Source organism: Exiguobacterium sp. UBA3968 (genome assembly GCF_002385115.1).
Lineage (GTDB): Bacteria > Bacillota > Bacilli > Exiguobacteriales > Exiguobacteriaceae > Exiguobacterium_A.
The window spans coordinates 601,269-616,937 of record NZ_DGCW01000005.1; the positions used below are offsets into that span (position 1 = coordinate 601,269).

Genomic DNA, 15,669 nt, shown 5'->3' on the forward strand with positions numbered 1-15,669 from the left:
TGTTTTAGTATGGTAAAGTACAAATAAAAATTAAATTGCTTGTAAAACACTCATGTAGCGAATGAGTGTTTTTTTGTGTAGAAAAAGTAGAGACAGTTTTTTGTCATGAGCCAGAACAAACTTCAATCGTAAACGCTTACAAAAAGCAACTGTTTTCGTTTTATACTGAATGCGTAGGAGGGCCTCCACTAATGTTACTGAACGAGAAAAGCAAACGAATCCTTCATGTGATTCTTCATGAAGAGATCGTACAAATTCCATTTTTATTAACGATCTTACCGTATTCCAAACGCACTTTGGAGTATGAAATCGAACGTATTCAGGAATGGCTAGGATATCATCACTTCCCATTGATTGATGTGAATGGATCGATTTTAACGATTCCAGCTGATAAGGGGATTGGAGAAAAGCTAGAGAAGGCTGAATTAATCTTTTCGGAAGAAGAACGTGAATTGTTGATCACGTTCTATACGATGATGGAAGACGATTTTGTATCTTCCGTTCATTATCAACAGTTGTTGAATGTATCGAAATTTACTGTGCAAGAAAGCTTAAACGCTGTGAAAAAAGATGCCGTTCAATTTGGAATTACACTCAATTATTCTCGAAAAGATGGATATCACTTCTACGGACATCTACAAACTATTTATTTGTATATGTATCGAGCGATTGAGCGCTTAATTCGACTTTCTACGAAAAATGATTTGATGGCTATGATCGTTGATGATTGGTCAGAGCGTTTAATTAAAGCGAAACAACAAATCGAATCATATGAAGCACAACAACAATTTCAATTTGTAGAAGAGCATCGAGAAAAACTTTCTTATTTTTTGATGATGGGTCGATCGCTAGCAATAAAGGAAATCGTTCCGAGTGAAGAACCGCTGTTCATGAAAGACATTGATTTGACACTCATTTCGTATTTCGAAGAACGAACACTATTCGTTGATACGTTAGATCTCCTTATTCAAAGCGGTCCGAAGATAGAAGAGGAAATTCAAAAAGATCTTCATATTCGCCTTTCTGCAGTCATGCATGAGGTAATTACTCATTTTGAGACGATTTCTTGCACTTTCATTATCGAAAAAGAAGCTCTTTGTGAAAAGTTAGTACTTCACTCGAAAGCTACGATGCAACGCCTTTATTCAGGTTTGGAATCTTCATCGGAATTGAAGCGGTATGTCATGGAAGAACATCAAGTTTTACATGTTCTTGTATCGAAAGCACTAGAACCATTCCGCAAATTGATGAATCAAGATATACCAGATGTCGAAGTCATGTACTATACGCTTCACTTTGCTACACATCTAAATCAGCAAGGAGAGCAATTGGATAAAAAGTTAAAAGCAATTGTCGTCTGTCCAAGTGGGATTAGCGTATCGCATATGCTCGATTACATTCTCAAAAATCAATTTCCTGAGATTGTATTCTTACCACCGGTGTCACAACGAGAAGTCGGTCAATTCGTTGAAATCATCGATGTCATTTTTACGACAGTTCCGTTAGAAGAGAGCATTCATTTGCAGGCAGATGTCATGCTTGTACCTACCTTGCCGACACGTTTTGAGCAAATTACATTAAGACGTTCGGTAGAGCAACGTTTTCTAAAACGAAACCAAGCAGATGGAATTCAATTGGAAGATTTAATTGCTGTCATCAAACAACATGCAACGATCGATAGTGAATCGGCGTTGCGACAGGCTTTAAATCAGTTATTATTTCCAAAACAACAAAAACTGCTACAAGGAGGACAACCGGTGCTAAATGATTTAATCACAACAAACCAAATACAGCTACACCAACGTGTGGATTCGTGGATGGATGCCATTCGAGTGGCAGCAAGCCCTTTACTGCTCGAGAAGAAAATTCAACCGTCGTACATCGAGACGATGATTCAAAACGTTGAGTCTCATGGTCCATATATTGTTTTGATGCCAAATGTGGCGATTCCGCACGCACGACCAGAAGACGGTGTACTTCAACTAGGAATGAGTATTTTGAAATTAGAAGAACCTGTTTTATTTCCACAAGATAAAGAAGTCCGTTTGTTCTTTGTTCTTGCCGCCATTGATCAAACAACGCATCTAAAAGCGCTAAGCCAGCTGACGAATCTTTTAGGAAATCAAATGGATGTCACACGTTTGCTAGAAGCAAACTCTGTAGCAGAAATTGAAACAATCATCGAACCATATTCTGAGGAGGACTAAATCATGAAGAAAATTTTAGTAGTATGTGGAAACGGACTTGGATCAAGCTTCATCATGGAACTCAACGTTAAAAAGGCACTTGAACAAATGGGAAAAGAGGCAGATGTTTCTCATACGGATCTATCGACGGCTCAAACTGAACCTGCTGATATTTATCTAGGCGCAAAAGATATCATTGTTTCGCTCGACAACGGTACGCGCGATATCGTTGCTCTTGAAAATGTCATGAATATCGAAGACATTAAAGCACAACTTAGTACGCGACTTTAAGTAAAAACACATAAAAGAAGGGGGGACTGACCTTGCTTGATTTACTTATGCGAGATATTTTAGGAACGCCAGCAATCCTGCTCGGTATATTTGCTCTTGTTGGATTACTGTTACAAAAAAAGGATATTGCGATAGTGGTTTCGGGAACACTCAAGACGATCATGGGCTTTATCATTATCGGCGCAGGAGCCGGTGTCATCATCGCAGCACTCGAAATCTTTAGTAAAATGTTCGATCATGCATTCAGCATTCGGGGAATCATTCCAAATAACGAAGCAATCGTAGCAGTTGCTCAAGATGCATTTGGTGTAGAGACTGCAATGATCATGGTGTTCGGAATGGTCATGAACATTGTTTTGGCACGGTTTACACCATTTAAGTACATCTTCTTGACTGGACATCATACGTTATTCATGGCGAGTTTACTTGCAGCAATTCTTTCAGTTTCCGGATTGAGCGGTGTTCTATTAGTTGTTGTAGGTTCGATTCTACTTGGATTATGTATGGTTCTTTTTCCAGCACTCTTACAACCATTCGTTCGACAAATCACTGGTTCTGATGACTTTGCAGTTGGGCACTTTGGTTCTCTCGGATACTTTATTTCTGGAACGATCGGAAAATATGCGGGAAATAAAGAACACTCAACGGAGCAAATCAAGGTACCTAAACAATTAGGATTCTTAAGAGATACATCTGTTGCCGTCTCTTTGACGATGACGTTACTCTTTGTTGTCGTTGCATTATTTGCCGGACCAGGATTCATTGAAAAAGAATTATCGAGTGGATCGAACTATATCGTTTTCTCTATCATTCAAGCTATTACGTTCGCGGCAGGAGTCTACATCGTACTTGCCGGTGTTCGGATGTTAATTTCAGAAATCGTACCAGCATTCAAAGGAATCGCGGATAAACTCGTACCGAATGCAAAACCGGCGCTAGATTGTCCAACAGTCTTCCCATTCGCGCCAAACGCGGTCATCATCGGTTTTCTATCTAGTTTTGTCGCTGGATTGATTTCAATGTTCTTCTTACCTTTACTCGGATTATCAATCATCGTTCCTGGATTAGTGCCTCACTTCTTTACAGGTGCTGCTGCCGGCGTATTCGGTAATGCGACTGGGGGAAGACGGGGTGCAATACTTGGATCGTTTGCAAACGGTATTCTCATCAGCTTTTTACCAGCCTTCCTTCTACCGTTACTCGGAAATCTCGGTTTCGAAGGAACGACATTCGGAGATTCTGACTTTGCATTCGTCGGAATTTTGATTAGCTGGATTGTTTCTCTATTCAGTTAAATAAGCGTATTGATTACTTAGCTCGTTATAAAAAAAATTGAGCGATCCATTTCTAATCATCGAAAAAAGACCTGATGTTTCTGAAATCATTCAGAAACAGTCAGGTCTTTTTAATTGCTATGTAGACGATGGACGATCCGAATGATGTCTTTTTTCAGACGGTCAGGAAACCTGAGACACAACGTCTCGACACACTTCACAGGATCCTCATTCTCTAACAAGCGGAGGGCTTCCTTTACGACTGGATCATGTGATTCGGTGACTTCGGAAGATTTAGCAGTCAAATCTCCTGATTGATGAATCAGGTAAAACAATACCGTATGTACGGACACAAGTACGATTTTCGTCGCGAGAGAAATCGTGATGGACTCAATGTAGAGATCCATCCAAAGCAAGACACTTAAACTTACCCAAAAATTCACTACGGCAAAGAGTACGTTCGAGATAGGGCGCTTAAAAAGTCCACCGAACGCACGCATCGTTCCGTCGAAGATGACGCTAACAAGTAGACTCGCGAGATAGAAACATAAGAGAAACACAAGGCAACCAACGAACGAGTCGTAGGAAACATCTCCGAGGGATAAAATCAGCCCATCGATCATTAGCAAAGGAAGAACTAAGAGGAGAGCGAGAAACACAAGCGAGACGGAGGAAACCAGTCGTGACATAACATCATCCTTTCAATACGAATCGTCTTGTTGCACAAGAGACATATCCTACAGATTAGGATACCGTTTAACGTATTTGATTACAATTATTTACAAAAAAGAGACGTGCTCAGAACGTGGCTCAGTTAAGTGTGGAAACCCTGTCAAAAAGCGCTTAAAGTCCAGTCAACATCTAGATTATTCATTGACAATCCTTATCTTTCCCTCTTACAATTGAAAATGATTATCAATACAAGTTGGGGGATCTGCTTACCATGAACGTTAACCGTAAAAAATTACTGATTTCTACCGTCTCGATCCTGTCTTTGACATCATTATTGATCGGCTGCTCGAACCCGGGCGAGTCGACAGGAGAGCGAAAAGATAAAGATACATTGACGCTCGCGTGGCCACGCGACGTTGGAACGATGAACCCACACGTCTATAACCCATCACAACTGTTTGCACAGTCGATGATCTATGAGCCACTCGTCCACTACGGCGAAGGTGGAAAGCTTGAGCCATACTTAGCCTCATCTTGGAAGATTTCTGAAGACGGAAAAACGTATACGTTCACGCTCCGTGACGGCGTCAAGTTCTCAGACGGTTCGACGTTCGATGCAGCCATCGTCAAAAAGAATTTTGATGCGATCCTTAAACAAAAAGCCTTACATAGCTGGCTTGGGTTCATCACGAAAATCGAGAAGACGGAAGCGGTTGATGCAAAGACATTCCGTCTGACATTATCCGAAGCCTATTACCCGACGATTCAGGAACTCGCGGTCGTCCGTCCGGTACGTTTCCTCGGAGAGGCTGGATTCCCGGAGAACGGCGATACATCGAAAGGTGTCAAAAAGGAAGTCGGGACAGGTCCATGGATGCTCGACGAGTACAAACCGGATCAGTACGCGACGTTTAAGGTCAACAAGAACTACTGGGGACCGAAGCCGAACGTCGATCACATCAAGGTCGACATCATCCCGGATGCGGAGACACGTGTCTTAGCACTCGAAAAAGGACAGGTTGATCTGATTTACGGGGAAGGGGCGATCAGCATCGATGCCTTCAACCAGTTGAAGACGGATAAATCGTACAAAACGCAGATGTCTGAACCAGTCGCGACGCGTCTCCTCGTCTTGAACACGAAAAATAAACGTCTGTCTGACGAACGCGTCCGCCAGGCGTTACAGCACGGGTTCGATAAAGCCGCCCTCGTTGAAGGGATCACGTCGGGATTAGAATCTCCAGCTGATTACTTGTTGCCACCGAACATGCCGTACACATCGAACTTGAAAGTGAAGCAACGGGATTATGACGTGAAGGAAGCGAATCGTCTTCTTGACGAAGCAGGTTGGAAACTTCCGAAAGATGAGAAGGTTCGCGTCAAAGACGGTCAACCATTGCAAATCGGGATGATGTATGACGCAGCAGAACAGGTCCAAAAGGCGATGGCCGAGACACTTCAGTCGGAATGGTCAAAAATTGGTGTCGAGCTGAAGACAGAAGCCGTCGAACTACCGGATCAAGTCCAGCGCTTCAAGGATAACCGGTTTGATATCAACTTCTACAGTAACTTCGGTGCGCCGTATGATCCGCATACGTTCGTGAACTTGATTGATACAGATGGCTTCGGCTTCAAGGAAGCGATTTCGGCTTATCCGAATAAAGAAAAACTCTTGCAAGAGATCAAAGATGTCTTGAAGACGACGGACGAAACAAAGCGTCAGAAGATGTACGCCGACATTCTGCCATCGCTCCAAGATCAAGGTGCGCTAATTCCAATCTCGTACTTGAAGAAGATGGCGATCTATCAATCGGACGTGACGAACTTCCAGTTCCCTGCGAACCGAGACGAGAGTCCATTCGCGCGTATCGGAATCAAGTAAAGGAGGGATGACATGGGGGTCTTCCTCGTCAAACGTATATTATCCGTCATCCCGATCTTGTTACTTGCTGTCTTGATTCTGACCGGGTTGATTCATTTATCGCCAGTTGATCCGGCACAGGCCTATCTATCTGCTGCCCATATCCAGCCGACGGATGAACTACTCGCTGCAAAACGAGCAGAATTCGGGCTCGATCAACCGTTCTACAAACAATATATCGATGCCGTCATCCGCTTGGCGCAGCTCGATTTCGGAACATCGTATCTATCGGGTAAACCGGTCCTTGAAGATGTCTTGTTACGCTTACCACCAACGGTCGAACTGGCTTTGACGAGTCTGTTGCTGGCGCTTGTCATCAGTATTCCACTCGGGTTCCTTGCCGGCATTAAGAAAAATGGCTTCTTTGACCATCTGAGTCGGGGAATCGCCTTCATCGGGGCTTCGATTCCGTCGTTTTGGCTCGGGTATCTGTTCATCTTCTTCTTTGCCGTAAAGCTGGATTGGTTTCCAGTCGGCGGGACAGGAAGTGTGATGCACTTGATTTTACCGGCATTGACACTCGCGTTTCCGTTGATTGCCCTTTATACACGCTTGCTGCGCGGAAGTGTGATTGAAGCATTGAATGAACCGTATGTCTTGTTTGCCCGGACGCGTGGATTAAAGGAAGGACGGATTCTTGGCAAACACGTCCTTCGGATGGCGATTCCGCCAATGATCACCGGTCTTGGGATGAACCTCGGGAAGTTGCTGACGGGAACGATCATCGTCGAGACCGTTTTCTCGTGGCCCGGCTTCGGTCGTTACTTCATTGAAGCAATCTTTGATCGGGATATGCCGGTCATCCAAGGCTACGTCTTTCTCGCGGCACTCGTCTTCATCGGCAGCAGTTTGCTCGTCGACATCATTCAAGCCGTGCTCGATCCACGCCTAGCGAAAAAAGGAGGGACGGTATGAATACTCCACTTCCAGCAACGATGATCCGGTCGCGGTATACGCCGCTTCTTTATCTCTGTGCCTTCGTCTTAATCGGGATGGCAGGCATTGCGTTGTTCGCACCGTGGATTGCGCCACATGATCCGAACCTCGTCGACCTGACGCAAAAGCTCCATGGACCTTCGTCAGCCTATCCGCTCGGAACCGACCAGCTCGGACGCTGTCTCTTATCGCGCTTGATTTACGGCGCACGGATTTCACTCGGCTGTGCCGTGTTGATTTTCGTCGCCTCACTTGCGATCGGACTGTTCGTCGGAACACTTGCCGGCTATCGTGGCGGTTGGGTCGATCAACTCTTAATGCGTCTGTGCGACGGCGTAATGGCGTTTCCGAGTCTGATACTCGTCCTCGGTCTCGTCGGTATCTTTGGTCCGGGTCTCAAGCAGGTCATCATCGCCTTGATGCTCGTCCAGTGGGTTTATTACGCGCGGATGTTCCGCGGAATGGTCATGACGTTGAAGACGGAAGCGTTCATCGCGGCTGCTCGCGTCAACGGTTCATCTTCATGGAAGATCATCCGGACGCACATCCTGCCGAACATCTTACCGCCGCTACTCGTCATCGGGACGCTTGAGATGGGCTGGGCGATCATGGATATCTCGGCGATGTCGTTCCTTGGGCTTGGTGTCCAGTCACCGACAGCCGAGTGGGGCGCGATGATTCATGAAGGAAAATCGTACATCCGGACGAATCCGGAGTTGATGATTTATCCAGGACTCGCGATCATGTTCGTCATCATTAGCTTTAATCTAGTAGGAGAACAGTTAGCAGAACGATTCGGTGTTTCGAAAACGATGAAATGAGAGGAGGTGCCCGTATCGAACCGATCTTAGCTGTCGACGGTCTGACCGTCCGTACGAAACAACAGATGACATTGATTGAAAAGGTAACGTTCTCGATTCAACCAGGCCAAATCCTCGGTCTCGTCGGAGAAAGTGGTTGCGGGAAGACAGTGACGAGTCTTGCGTTGATGCGTCTACTTAATCCGCAAACGACAGACGTGACCGGTGATATCCGACTGAACGGAAAATCAATCCTTTCCTTATCGGAACGCGCTGTTCGGTCGATTCGGGGTGGTGAGATCGCATTCATCATGCAAAATCCGATGAGTGCCTTCACACCGGTCTACTCGATCGGGCACCAGATGATCGAGACGATTCAAACCCATTCACGTTGTTCAAAGCGTGAAGCGAAACAGCAAGCGATGACGGCACTTGAAGAAGTTAATCTAACAGATGCCGCCCGGTTGCTCAAAGCTTATCCGTTCGAGCTGAGTGGCGGGATGTTGCAACGGATCATGATCGCTTTAGCCGTCGCCCTTCGCCCGAGCGTCCTGATTGCCGACGAACCAACGACCGCACTCGACGTCTTCAATCAAAAGACGGTTCTTGAGTTACTTGAACGGATGCGGGCGACCTACGGAACGGCGATGTTACTCATCTCGCACGATCTTGGTGTGATCGCTGAACTTGCAGACGAAGTCCTCGTCATGCAACAAGGACGGATCGTCGAACAGGCGGATGTCTTTGAATTGTTTGATCGACCGCAGCATCCGTATACGCAGTCCCTTCTCGCACAGCATATCGGAAGGGAGGCGCTCGGATGAGTCTACTGCAAATTGATCAAGTCTCGCATGTCTACAAGCGCCGGTTTCAACCAGCACAGAACGTCTTACATGATGTGTCGTTGACGCTTGAAGCGGGACGTTGTCTCGGGTTGCTTGGGTCGAGCGGTGCCGGGAAAAGTACGCTCGGACGACTATTGCTTGGACTCGAACGTCCCTCGAGTGGTACGATTTGGTTTAACGGTGTCGATCGTTACGCGACAAAACGTCCGTTTCAAGGTGACGTCCAAGTCGTCTTTCAGGACTCGTTTGCTGCCGTCAATCCGAAACTGACAGCGGCTGATATCATTGCGGAACCGCTTGATAACTTCATTCGTTTAAAGGGAGATGCGCGGCAACGACGCTTGATGACGTTAATCGAACAAGTCGGGCTCAAGGCGACGGATTTGACGAAATATCCGGCGCAGTTCAGTGGCGGGCAACTCCAACGAATCGCGATTGCGCGAGCGATTGCTGCTGAACCACGTCTGATTGTGTTAGACGAAGCAGTCAGTAGCCTCGACATGGTCAACAAACGATTGATTCTTGCATTGTTAGCTGACTTGAAGCGACTACACGGTCTAACATATGTCTTCATCACCCATGACATTAAAGCTGCCGAGCAACTTTGCGACAGCTTCGCGATCTTAGAGCAAGGACGCCTCGTCGGGCATTACCCGAGTCTAGTTGCATTTGATGCTACGACGGATCCTGCCGTTGAACGGATGCGCCAAGCAAAGCTTGCCGTGCATCCAAGGCAACGAACGATTCGAAAGACACAATCAAACAAAGGATAACGGACTGCTGAACGGCTCCGTTATCCTTTTTAGTTGTAGAGCCGGATTAGTAAGGCGTTTTTCGAAACCGAAGTGCAGACCAGCTAAGTGTTAGGGCAATCCAAACGAGACAAGAAGCGACACCGATTAGGTGGGACGAAGAAAAAAACGACGTGTTCGATGGAACTGACAGAAGCGCACCAGGCATGAAAAATAGAACGTCTGGCTTTAGAGAAGGAAGTACAACAAGAAGCAAGGAGACGACGAGCGATAGGATGCCAATCGGTACAGCGCGTTGCAAGAAGGTGCTGATCAGTAATGTCAGACTAACGACGAACAACGTCCAAAGACTAAAATCGAGGATGATGCGTAGCGCAAGCATCGGCGAAAGGAATCCGAACCAATAGACGGTCAGACAATAGGACGTGAGTGCCCCGATTAGAATTCCGAATAAACTGATCATCCCGTGACTGAACCATTTCGATAGCAGATAGACATTCCGAGAAACGGGACGCGTTAAAATGAAATCCTGCATGCCGGTTTGGCGATCTGACGCTAACAGTCCCATGAAGCTCATGATCAGAACGATCAAGCCAAGCTGATTGAACTGTCCATGAATCGTTGCGCTGAAGACGTCAAGTGATTGCGGAGCAGGACGATTCGGGTCAACGATGATGCCATCCGCGTTTCCGACGTGTGCGAGCAAGACATCCATATACATCAACAGCAATGGTTGCGTCACGCCGAGAGCAATGAAAAACAGCGGTAACCAGACGATTTTCCATTCTTTCCACGCTTCCAACCACTCGGTCAGCGTCAGCGTATAAAACGTCCTCATACGTCCGCCACCATGTCGAGGAACCGTTCCTCGAGTCCAATCGGTTGATAGGCGATCGAAGCAATCGACCATCCCTGTTGAATCAAGGTGGTCGCTAACTCTGAAAGGTCAAGTGGCTGCTGTGCGGAGAACTGATAGCAGTTTGGGTTGATTCGATTAATCTCGACTCGTGGAAATAGCGTCGCAGAAAATGATAGGACAGGTGTAAGCGTCTCGACTTGAATCCGGTATGGATCAACGTTGCGTTGATTGTCGAGCGGACCAAGCAATTTTCCATGTTTGATGACGAGGAAGCGGTCGCAACACGTTTTCGCATCTTCTAACAGGTGTGTCGAGACGATGATCGTCATCCGTTTCTTTAAACGGAGGATCAACTGATTGATATCATGCCGACCACTCGGATCAAGGGCGGAAGCTGGTTCATCGAGAATCAGAAATGTCGGTTCATGTAAGATCGCTTGGGCGATCCCGAGACGTTGGCGCATCCCGCCGGACAAGCGTTCGATGACTTCTGCTTGTTGAGCGTGGAGTCCAACTTCATGTAGAACGTCCGGAATCCGCTTATTTAACGTTGCACGATCAAGCCCCGACAAGTGACCGAAAAAACGCAGTGACTGTTCGCACGTCATCCAAGGTTTAAAGTCGGTCTGTTGGGATAAATAGCCGATCGATCGCTGCTGTTGCCGGATGGAGCGGGAAGACATCGTGATGGAACCACGATCACTCTCAATCATGCCGCTTAGACATTTCAGGAGTGTCGTCTTTCCGGCACCATTTGGACCAATCAGTCCGAGGCATTCATGTTCGTGAATCGTAAAGGAAATATCGTCTAGAATGAGACGTCGTTGAAGTGAAATCTGAAGATTGGAAATCTGAATCATGCCGTCGTCCTCCTTCCGATGACGAAGTAGAGAATCGAGCCAATCGGCTGGACGAGGAGAATGACCATTAACCATATCGCCGGTGTCGCGATCCGGTCCTTGCGTCTAAACCAATCGATACAGGCGCAGCTGAGTAGAATCAGATTGATGGAGAGGTAAATCAATAATAGGGGCAGAAGTCGTTCCCAGTCGATTTGTGATAAGGCAGAGAAATCTGTATTCATAAAAACCCTCCTTTTCTATTACCATTATCAATAATGAAAATAGAAAAGTCAATAAAAGATGTACTGATAAAAAAACACTCTCCTGAATACAGAGAGTGTTTACGGTAAGATGACGAGTGAGACGGTCCGTTCTTTTGCCTGGTCTTCCATCTCCAAGTGATGATATTTTTCGAGCAATGTCCGCATGTCTTGTTGGAAATCATTGAAGGTTTCATCCGTCAGCTGCAGTTTAACAATCGAGAACGTCGAGTGGTCCTGACCTTCCGTTTGAATGGTCTGTTCGAAGTATGTTTGATACTGCTGTAAGACATACATGAAGTAGAACGAGACGAAATTCACTTTTTCGTCGTACGTCGCACTGTTCCAGTCTGCTTCGCTAATTTGATAACCGCTTGTGTTTAAAGCATATATTTTCTCCTCGACTTTTCCGACACGCTGAACGGCAACGACTTTCAACAACTGATCGTCCATCATCGCATTGACTTGCCGGTATAAGGTCGACTGCGGTACATCCGTTAGGCGTTGATTCAGTTGCATGATTGATAAACCATCTTCGAGATCAATCAATTCAAGTGCAATTTTAAAACGGACATGGTTTTTAAATAGATTAAAGTTCATGATGCATCTAACTCCTTCATCGATGAGATTCCTGAAACTATCATATCATGCTACTAATGGTATTCTTAAAAATGATAATGTAAAAAGAAAGGAAATTTCAATTAAATCGAGAATAGTCTACAATGACACTAATTGGAAAAGGAGCGTTCCTATGAAAGATCCTAACTATCGATACGGTACATATGCACTTATCACAAGCTTTTTCTTATTTTTCATTGTTCAGATATTCCGAGCATATGTGGAATTATCACCGGAATTTGCTGGCGAAGCACTGGAAGAATATCATTTGATGTACTTTCCAATCATCGCATTAGTCGTTGGAGTTGTCTTATTTATCAACGGCTGGTGGAAATCGACGGAAGCACAACATAAAGCCTTGTCGAATTCAGAGCAAAAATAACGTATGCAAGTTAAAAAGACCGTCAACGAAATTCTCGTTGACGGTCTTTTTAGGTTTATTCACTGACTTTCGTAAATCGTTCAATCGAAAATGGTGCAATCGGTTCAGGAGTCGATTTTTCGATGACTAGTTCACTGAGTACTTTTCCGACTAAGCTGCTGAACTTGAATCCGTGACCGGAAAAGCCGGCGGCGATCGCGATGTGCGGATAGTCCGGGTGCAGATCGATGATGAAGTCCTCGTCCGGTGTCATCGTATAAAGACATGTTTTGCCATGAGATAAGCTATCGATCGAGGGGATGAATGTGTTCGTGAACTGTCGTAAATCTGCCAGATCACCGGCTTCTTGACCAAATGGACGGCGTGGATGATTCGGATCAACCGGGATACCACCATCGTGCCGTCCGATTTTCAGACCGGCTTGAGCGATGCTTGGAAAACCGTAATAATAACCGGCGTGTGTATCAAAGGCGAAGGCAGGGAACACTGCATCGTTGAATACCTCTTCCGCTGCTTCGAACCAGGCGAACGTCTTGCGGACCGGGCGCAGCGGTAAGGAGAGGCCGGTCTGTTCGAGCAACGGACCAGACCAAGCCCCGGCTGCGACGATCAACGCGTCAGCTGAATAGATGTCTGATCCAAACGTCACGTCAACACCAGTGGCATGAGCAGTAAGCGTCGTCACTGTTGCATTCGTCCGGATGTCGACACCGTTCGCGACAGCAAGGTCTCGGTATGCTTCAATACAATCCTCGCATTTCAATACACCAGACGTCGGTTCAAAACAACCGATATAATCGTCGGGCATTGTTAAACCGGACCAGCGAGTTCTCATTTCGTCAGCCGTCAGGACCTCGAGCGGTAAATCGTACTGCTCAGCACTCTTGATGATCGTCTGCATCGAACGGGACGAGCGTTGACCGGCATTTAAGACTCCGGTGTTCAGGAACAAGCTCCGACCACTGACCTGTTCTAACTCGTACCATAAGCGTTGCGCAGTTAACGCGAGCGGTACGTAAGCTTTCCCTTCACCATAGGCATGGCGGATGATCCGTGTCTCCCCGTGATGACTTGCTTGATCATGCGGCGGATTGTGGGCGTCTAGTAGTAAGATTTTTTGATTGGTTCGTGAAAGATAGTAACCGGCAGCCATTCCCATGGATCCGGCACCGACGATGATGACATCATATTGGGACATGTGGTTCGACTCCTTCATATGTATATTCATACCAGTATAAAGTGAGAACCAAAACATGACAAATGAGATATCAAATCTCGAAGCGACGGGCTTCTTGTTCTAAGTGTTCCGTTCGTGCGTTTAAATCACCGACGAGCGTATGCAACGTCGTGATCGTCGCAATCATCTGTTCAGACGCAGCGGCGACTTCCTCGTTACTTGCCGTATGCTCTTCCGCGACAGCGGCAATTTCCGTCAAGGCATTGCGAATGAATCGTTCTGCCTGCAAGACGTCTTCCATTTGTTGGGTCATCTGCTGTGTTGCTGACGAGACGTGCGTGTCTTGATCCGTTAACCGTTCGAACGTTGTATCCGTATCAAGGACAATCTGCTTACCGGCTGCTGTTGCTTCAACCGTTGTCTTGAAACTGTGTTGCATCTGTTGCGCACTGTCTTCAATCGAGGTGACGATTGTTGCGATTTCACTGACACTACTTGCGACGTGACTTGAGAGATTCTTGACCTCGGTCGCAACGACGGCGAAGCCTTTGCCTTGTTCGCCAGCCCGTGCTGCTTCGATCGCGGCATTGAGGGCAAGTAGATTCGTCTGCTCGGAAATACCGCGGATGATGCCGACGAGCGTTTGGATATCCGATGATTGCTGTTTCAGTAGATCAATCTGTTCAGCAGACTGGGTGACATGTTGATGAATGTGGCGCATCTGTTCGACAGAAGCAGACATTTGATCCCGTCCGACTCGTGTCAGTATTGCCATCTGCTCCGTTGTTCCTTGAATTTCGACACCAGACTGATTCGTCGTCTCGATCAATGCTGCGAACCGATTCATCTCGTCATTCAATGAAAGCGTGACTTGCGTCTGACTTTCTGTTCCGGTCGCGATTTCCGACATCGTATGAGCGATTTGTTCGGAACCGTCGAGCACTTCTGATGTACTTTGATCAATCGATTGACTCGTCGTCGAGACGAGAGTGGCTGTCTGTTTGATGTCGACAATCATCGTCCGCAGCATCTCGTTCATATCACGAATCGAGATCGCAAGCGCATCGACTTCCTTCGCAGCGATGTCGGTTCCAAGAATGCCGATGACTTGACCGGACGCATCTTTTAACGGAACGTAGATGCTCATATACTGCCCATTCACAGGATCATTAATGATGTCCGTCGCATGTGTGCCGCCTTTTAATACCTCCTGCATATCCGCGACTTTTGCACCGCTTGCTGGCGCATCAATTTTAGCCGCATCTTTTTTGGGGAGACCGTCAATCAGCAAACGGACCTTATTTTGGTCGATGTGTGCTGTGTATGCATACAGGAGTCCGTTTTGCTTACGTAATGTATCGAGTTCGTTTCGTAACGTTTCATATTGCTCAGACGCGATAGGCGATTGTAGAAATTCGCTGTAAGCCGCCGTGTCGAATGTCTTGCTGATGCGAAGCGCGTCCTTTTCGGCGGTCGCTTTAAGTGTGGAAACCGCAGTTTGCTTCGTATTGAAGTATAAGGCCAGACTACTAAAAACAAAAAAGGCAATCAAAATCAAACTGATCATTACTAAAAGACGTGTTCGGATGGAATGGTTCTTGGTTGTGTTCTTCACGTGTAACTAGTCCTCTCAACTCATATTTTCTATTTATAATTCATTTATCGGTCGGTAAAATACATATTAAACAGGACCTTTTAACGATTTTTTTATGCCACCGCTGGAAGACAAACTATTTCTTCTAAAAAAAGGATTTATCAAGAATGATTCAGGGCACATATTAAATAGAAAAAAATACAAATTGAGGGAAGAGGGATCGGGATGGAAAGTGAAGTCGATCATCGAATCAAGGCAAG

At 46.2% G+C, this 15,669-nt stretch carries 16 protein-coding genes; 9 read left to right on the forward strand and 7 right to left on the reverse strand.

The features are described 5' to 3' along the window. Nucleotides 1-191: 191 nt before the first annotated feature. From B3S86_RS04730 to B3S86_RS04740, 3 genes are read left to right on the forward strand one after another with little or no spacing between them, the layout of a single operon-like run. Nucleotides 192-2,207, forward strand: a complete 2,016-nt coding sequence (locus B3S86_RS04730) for a BglG family transcription antiterminator (RefSeq protein WP_290749674.1) — start codon at nt 192-194, stop codon at nt 2,205-2,207. A 3-nt stretch (nt 2,208-2,210) separates the two neighbouring features. Next, complete coding sequence (locus B3S86_RS04735; protein WP_238239609.1) at nt 2,211-2,477, forward strand: PTS sugar transporter subunit IIB; 267 nt, start codon at nt 2,211-2,213, stop codon at nt 2,475-2,477. A 32-nt stretch (nt 2,478-2,509) separates the two neighbouring features. Beyond that, complete coding sequence (locus tag B3S86_RS04740) at nt 2,510-3,772, forward strand: PTS ascorbate transporter subunit IIC (RefSeq protein WP_290749682.1); 1,263 nt, start codon at nt 2,510-2,512, stop codon at nt 3,770-3,772. A gap of 110 nt (nt 3,773-3,882) precedes the next feature. On the opposite strand, the gene B3S86_RS04745 is transcribed toward B3S86_RS04740, so the two are convergent. After that, the gene (locus B3S86_RS04745) at nt 3,883-4,440 is read right to left on the reverse strand and encodes a hypothetical protein (protein ID WP_290749685.1); all 558 of its coding nucleotides are present in this window, start codon (nt 4,438-4,440) and stop codon (nt 3,883-3,885) included. A 254-nt stretch (nt 4,441-4,694) separates the two neighbouring features. Between B3S86_RS04745 and nikA the strand changes: the two genes are divergently transcribed. Genes nikA through B3S86_RS04770 form a run of 5 tightly spaced genes read left to right on the forward strand, consistent with a single transcriptional unit; the run spans nt 4,695 to nt 9,698 of the window. Next, entirely contained in the window at nt 4,695-6,305 is a 1,611-nt protein-coding gene (gene nikA, locus B3S86_RS04750) for a nickel ABC transporter substrate-binding protein (RefSeq protein ID WP_290749688.1), read from the forward strand. Nucleotides 6,306-6,317: 12 nt separating this feature from the next. Then, a complete protein-coding gene (gene nikB / locus B3S86_RS04755) occupies nt 6,318-7,259 on the forward strand; it encodes a nickel ABC transporter permease (RefSeq protein ID WP_035408402.1) in 942 nt (313 codons plus the stop codon). Continuing rightward, complete coding sequence (gene nikC / locus B3S86_RS04760) at nt 7,256-8,101, forward strand: nickel ABC transporter permease subunit NikC (RefSeq protein WP_081780379.1); 846 nt, start codon at nt 7,256-7,258, stop codon at nt 8,099-8,101. The genes nikB and nikC overlap by 4 nt, the downstream gene beginning before the upstream one ends. Then, nucleotides 8,098-8,904 carry an ABC transporter ATP-binding protein gene (locus B3S86_RS04765; RefSeq protein WP_414651163.1) on the forward strand — a complete coding sequence of 269 codons (807 nt, stop codon included), beginning with the start codon at nt 8,098-8,100 and terminating at the stop codon, nt 8,902-8,904. Before nikC ends, B3S86_RS04765 begins: the two co-directional genes overlap by 4 nt. Beyond that, nucleotides 8,901-9,698, forward strand: coding sequence for an ATP-binding cassette domain-containing protein (locus B3S86_RS04770; RefSeq protein WP_290749693.1), 798 nt, complete (start codon nt 8,901-8,903; stop codon nt 9,696-9,698). Before B3S86_RS04765 ends, B3S86_RS04770 begins: the two co-directional genes overlap by 4 nt. 46 nt (nt 9,699-9,744) lie before the next feature. Here B3S86_RS04770 and B3S86_RS04775 read toward each other — a convergent pair whose 3' ends face one another. The 4 genes from B3S86_RS04775 to B3S86_RS04790 all read right to left on the reverse strand — a co-directional run bounded on the left by B3S86_RS04775 (nt 9,745) and on the right by B3S86_RS04790 (nt 12,238). Next, complete coding sequence (locus tag B3S86_RS04775; RefSeq protein ID WP_290749696.1) at nt 9,745-10,515, reverse strand: ABC transporter permease; 771 nt, start codon at nt 10,513-10,515, stop codon at nt 9,745-9,747. Beyond that, on the reverse strand, nt 10,512-11,396 hold the full coding sequence (locus B3S86_RS04780) for an ABC transporter ATP-binding protein (protein WP_290749699.1): 885 nt from the start codon (nt 11,394-11,396) through the stop codon (nt 10,512-10,514). The genes B3S86_RS04775 and B3S86_RS04780 overlap by 4 nt, the downstream gene beginning before the upstream one ends. Further along, nucleotides 11,393-11,620: a PLD nuclease N-terminal domain-containing protein gene (locus B3S86_RS04785; RefSeq protein WP_290749702.1), complete on the reverse strand. Its 228-nt coding sequence runs from the start codon at nt 11,618-11,620 to the stop codon at nt 11,393-11,395. The genes B3S86_RS04780 and B3S86_RS04785 overlap by 4 nt, the downstream gene beginning before the upstream one ends. Before the next feature lie 99 nt (nt 11,621-11,719). After that, nucleotides 11,720-12,238, reverse strand: coding sequence for a transcriptional regulator (locus B3S86_RS04790; protein ID WP_290749705.1), 519 nt, complete (start codon nt 12,236-12,238; stop codon nt 11,720-11,722). Nucleotides 12,239-12,389: 151 nt separating this feature from the next. On the opposite strand from B3S86_RS04790, the gene B3S86_RS04795 reads away from it, so the two are divergent. Further along, a complete protein-coding gene (locus tag B3S86_RS04795; protein WP_035408387.1) occupies nt 12,390-12,638 on the forward strand; it encodes a hypothetical protein in 249 nt (82 codons plus the stop codon). 55 nt (nt 12,639-12,693) lie between these two features. Here B3S86_RS04795 and solA read toward each other — a convergent pair whose 3' ends face one another. Next, a complete protein-coding gene (gene solA / locus B3S86_RS04800; RefSeq protein ID WP_290749708.1) occupies nt 12,694-13,836 on the reverse strand; it encodes an N-methyl-L-tryptophan oxidase in 1,143 nt (380 codons plus the stop codon). Nucleotides 13,837-13,906: 70 nt separating this feature from the next. Beyond that, on the reverse strand, nt 13,907-15,430 hold the full coding sequence (locus B3S86_RS04805) for a methyl-accepting chemotaxis protein (RefSeq protein ID WP_290749711.1): 1,524 nt from the start codon (nt 15,428-15,430) through the stop codon (nt 13,907-13,909). Nucleotides 15,431-15,669: the final 239 nt, after the last annotated feature.

Bases quoted from the DNA above. Each gene is read 5' to 3' on its own strand.
- B3S86_RS04730 (WP_290749674.1), top strand. From the start codon at position 192: ATGTTACTGAACGAGAAAAGCAAACGAATCCTTCATGTGATTCTTCAT.
- B3S86_RS04735 (WP_238239609.1), top strand. From the start codon at position 2,211: ATGAAGAAAATTTTAGTAGTATGTGGAAACGGACTTGGATCAAGCTTC.
- B3S86_RS04745 (WP_290749685.1), bottom strand. From the start codon at position 4,440: ATGTCACGACTGGTTTCCTCCGTCTCGCTTGTGTTTCTCGCTCTCCTC.
- nikA (WP_290749688.1), top strand. From the start codon at position 4,695: ATGAACGTTAACCGTAAAAAATTACTGATTTCTACCGTCTCGATCCTG.
- nikB (WP_035408402.1), top strand. From the start codon at position 6,318: ATGGGGGTCTTCCTCGTCAAACGTATATTATCCGTCATCCCGATCTTG.
- nikC (WP_081780379.1), top strand. From the start codon at position 7,256: ATGAATACTCCACTTCCAGCAACGATGATCCGGTCGCGGTATACGCCG.
- B3S86_RS04765 (WP_414651163.1), top strand. From the start codon at position 8,098: ATGAGAGGAGGTGCCCGTATCGAACCGATCTTAGCTGTCGACGGTCTG.
- B3S86_RS04770 (WP_290749693.1), top strand. From the start codon at position 8,901: ATGAGTCTACTGCAAATTGATCAAGTCTCGCATGTCTACAAGCGCCGG.
- B3S86_RS04775 (WP_290749696.1), bottom strand. From the start codon at position 10,515: ATGAGGACGTTTTATACGCTGACGCTGACCGAGTGGTTGGAAGCGTGG.
- B3S86_RS04780 (WP_290749699.1), bottom strand. From the start codon at position 11,396: ATGATTCAGATTTCCAATCTTCAGATTTCACTTCAACGACGTCTCATT.
- B3S86_RS04785 (WP_290749702.1), bottom strand. From the start codon at position 11,620: ATGAATACAGATTTCTCTGCCTTATCACAAATCGACTGGGAACGACTT.
- B3S86_RS04790 (WP_290749705.1), bottom strand. From the start codon at position 12,238: ATGAACTTTAATCTATTTAAAAACCATGTCCGTTTTAAAATTGCACTT.
- B3S86_RS04795 (WP_035408387.1), top strand. From the start codon at position 12,390: ATGAAAGATCCTAACTATCGATACGGTACATATGCACTTATCACAAGC.
- solA (WP_290749708.1), bottom strand. From the start codon at position 13,836: ATGTCCCAATATGATGTCATCATCGTCGGTGCCGGATCCATGGGAATG.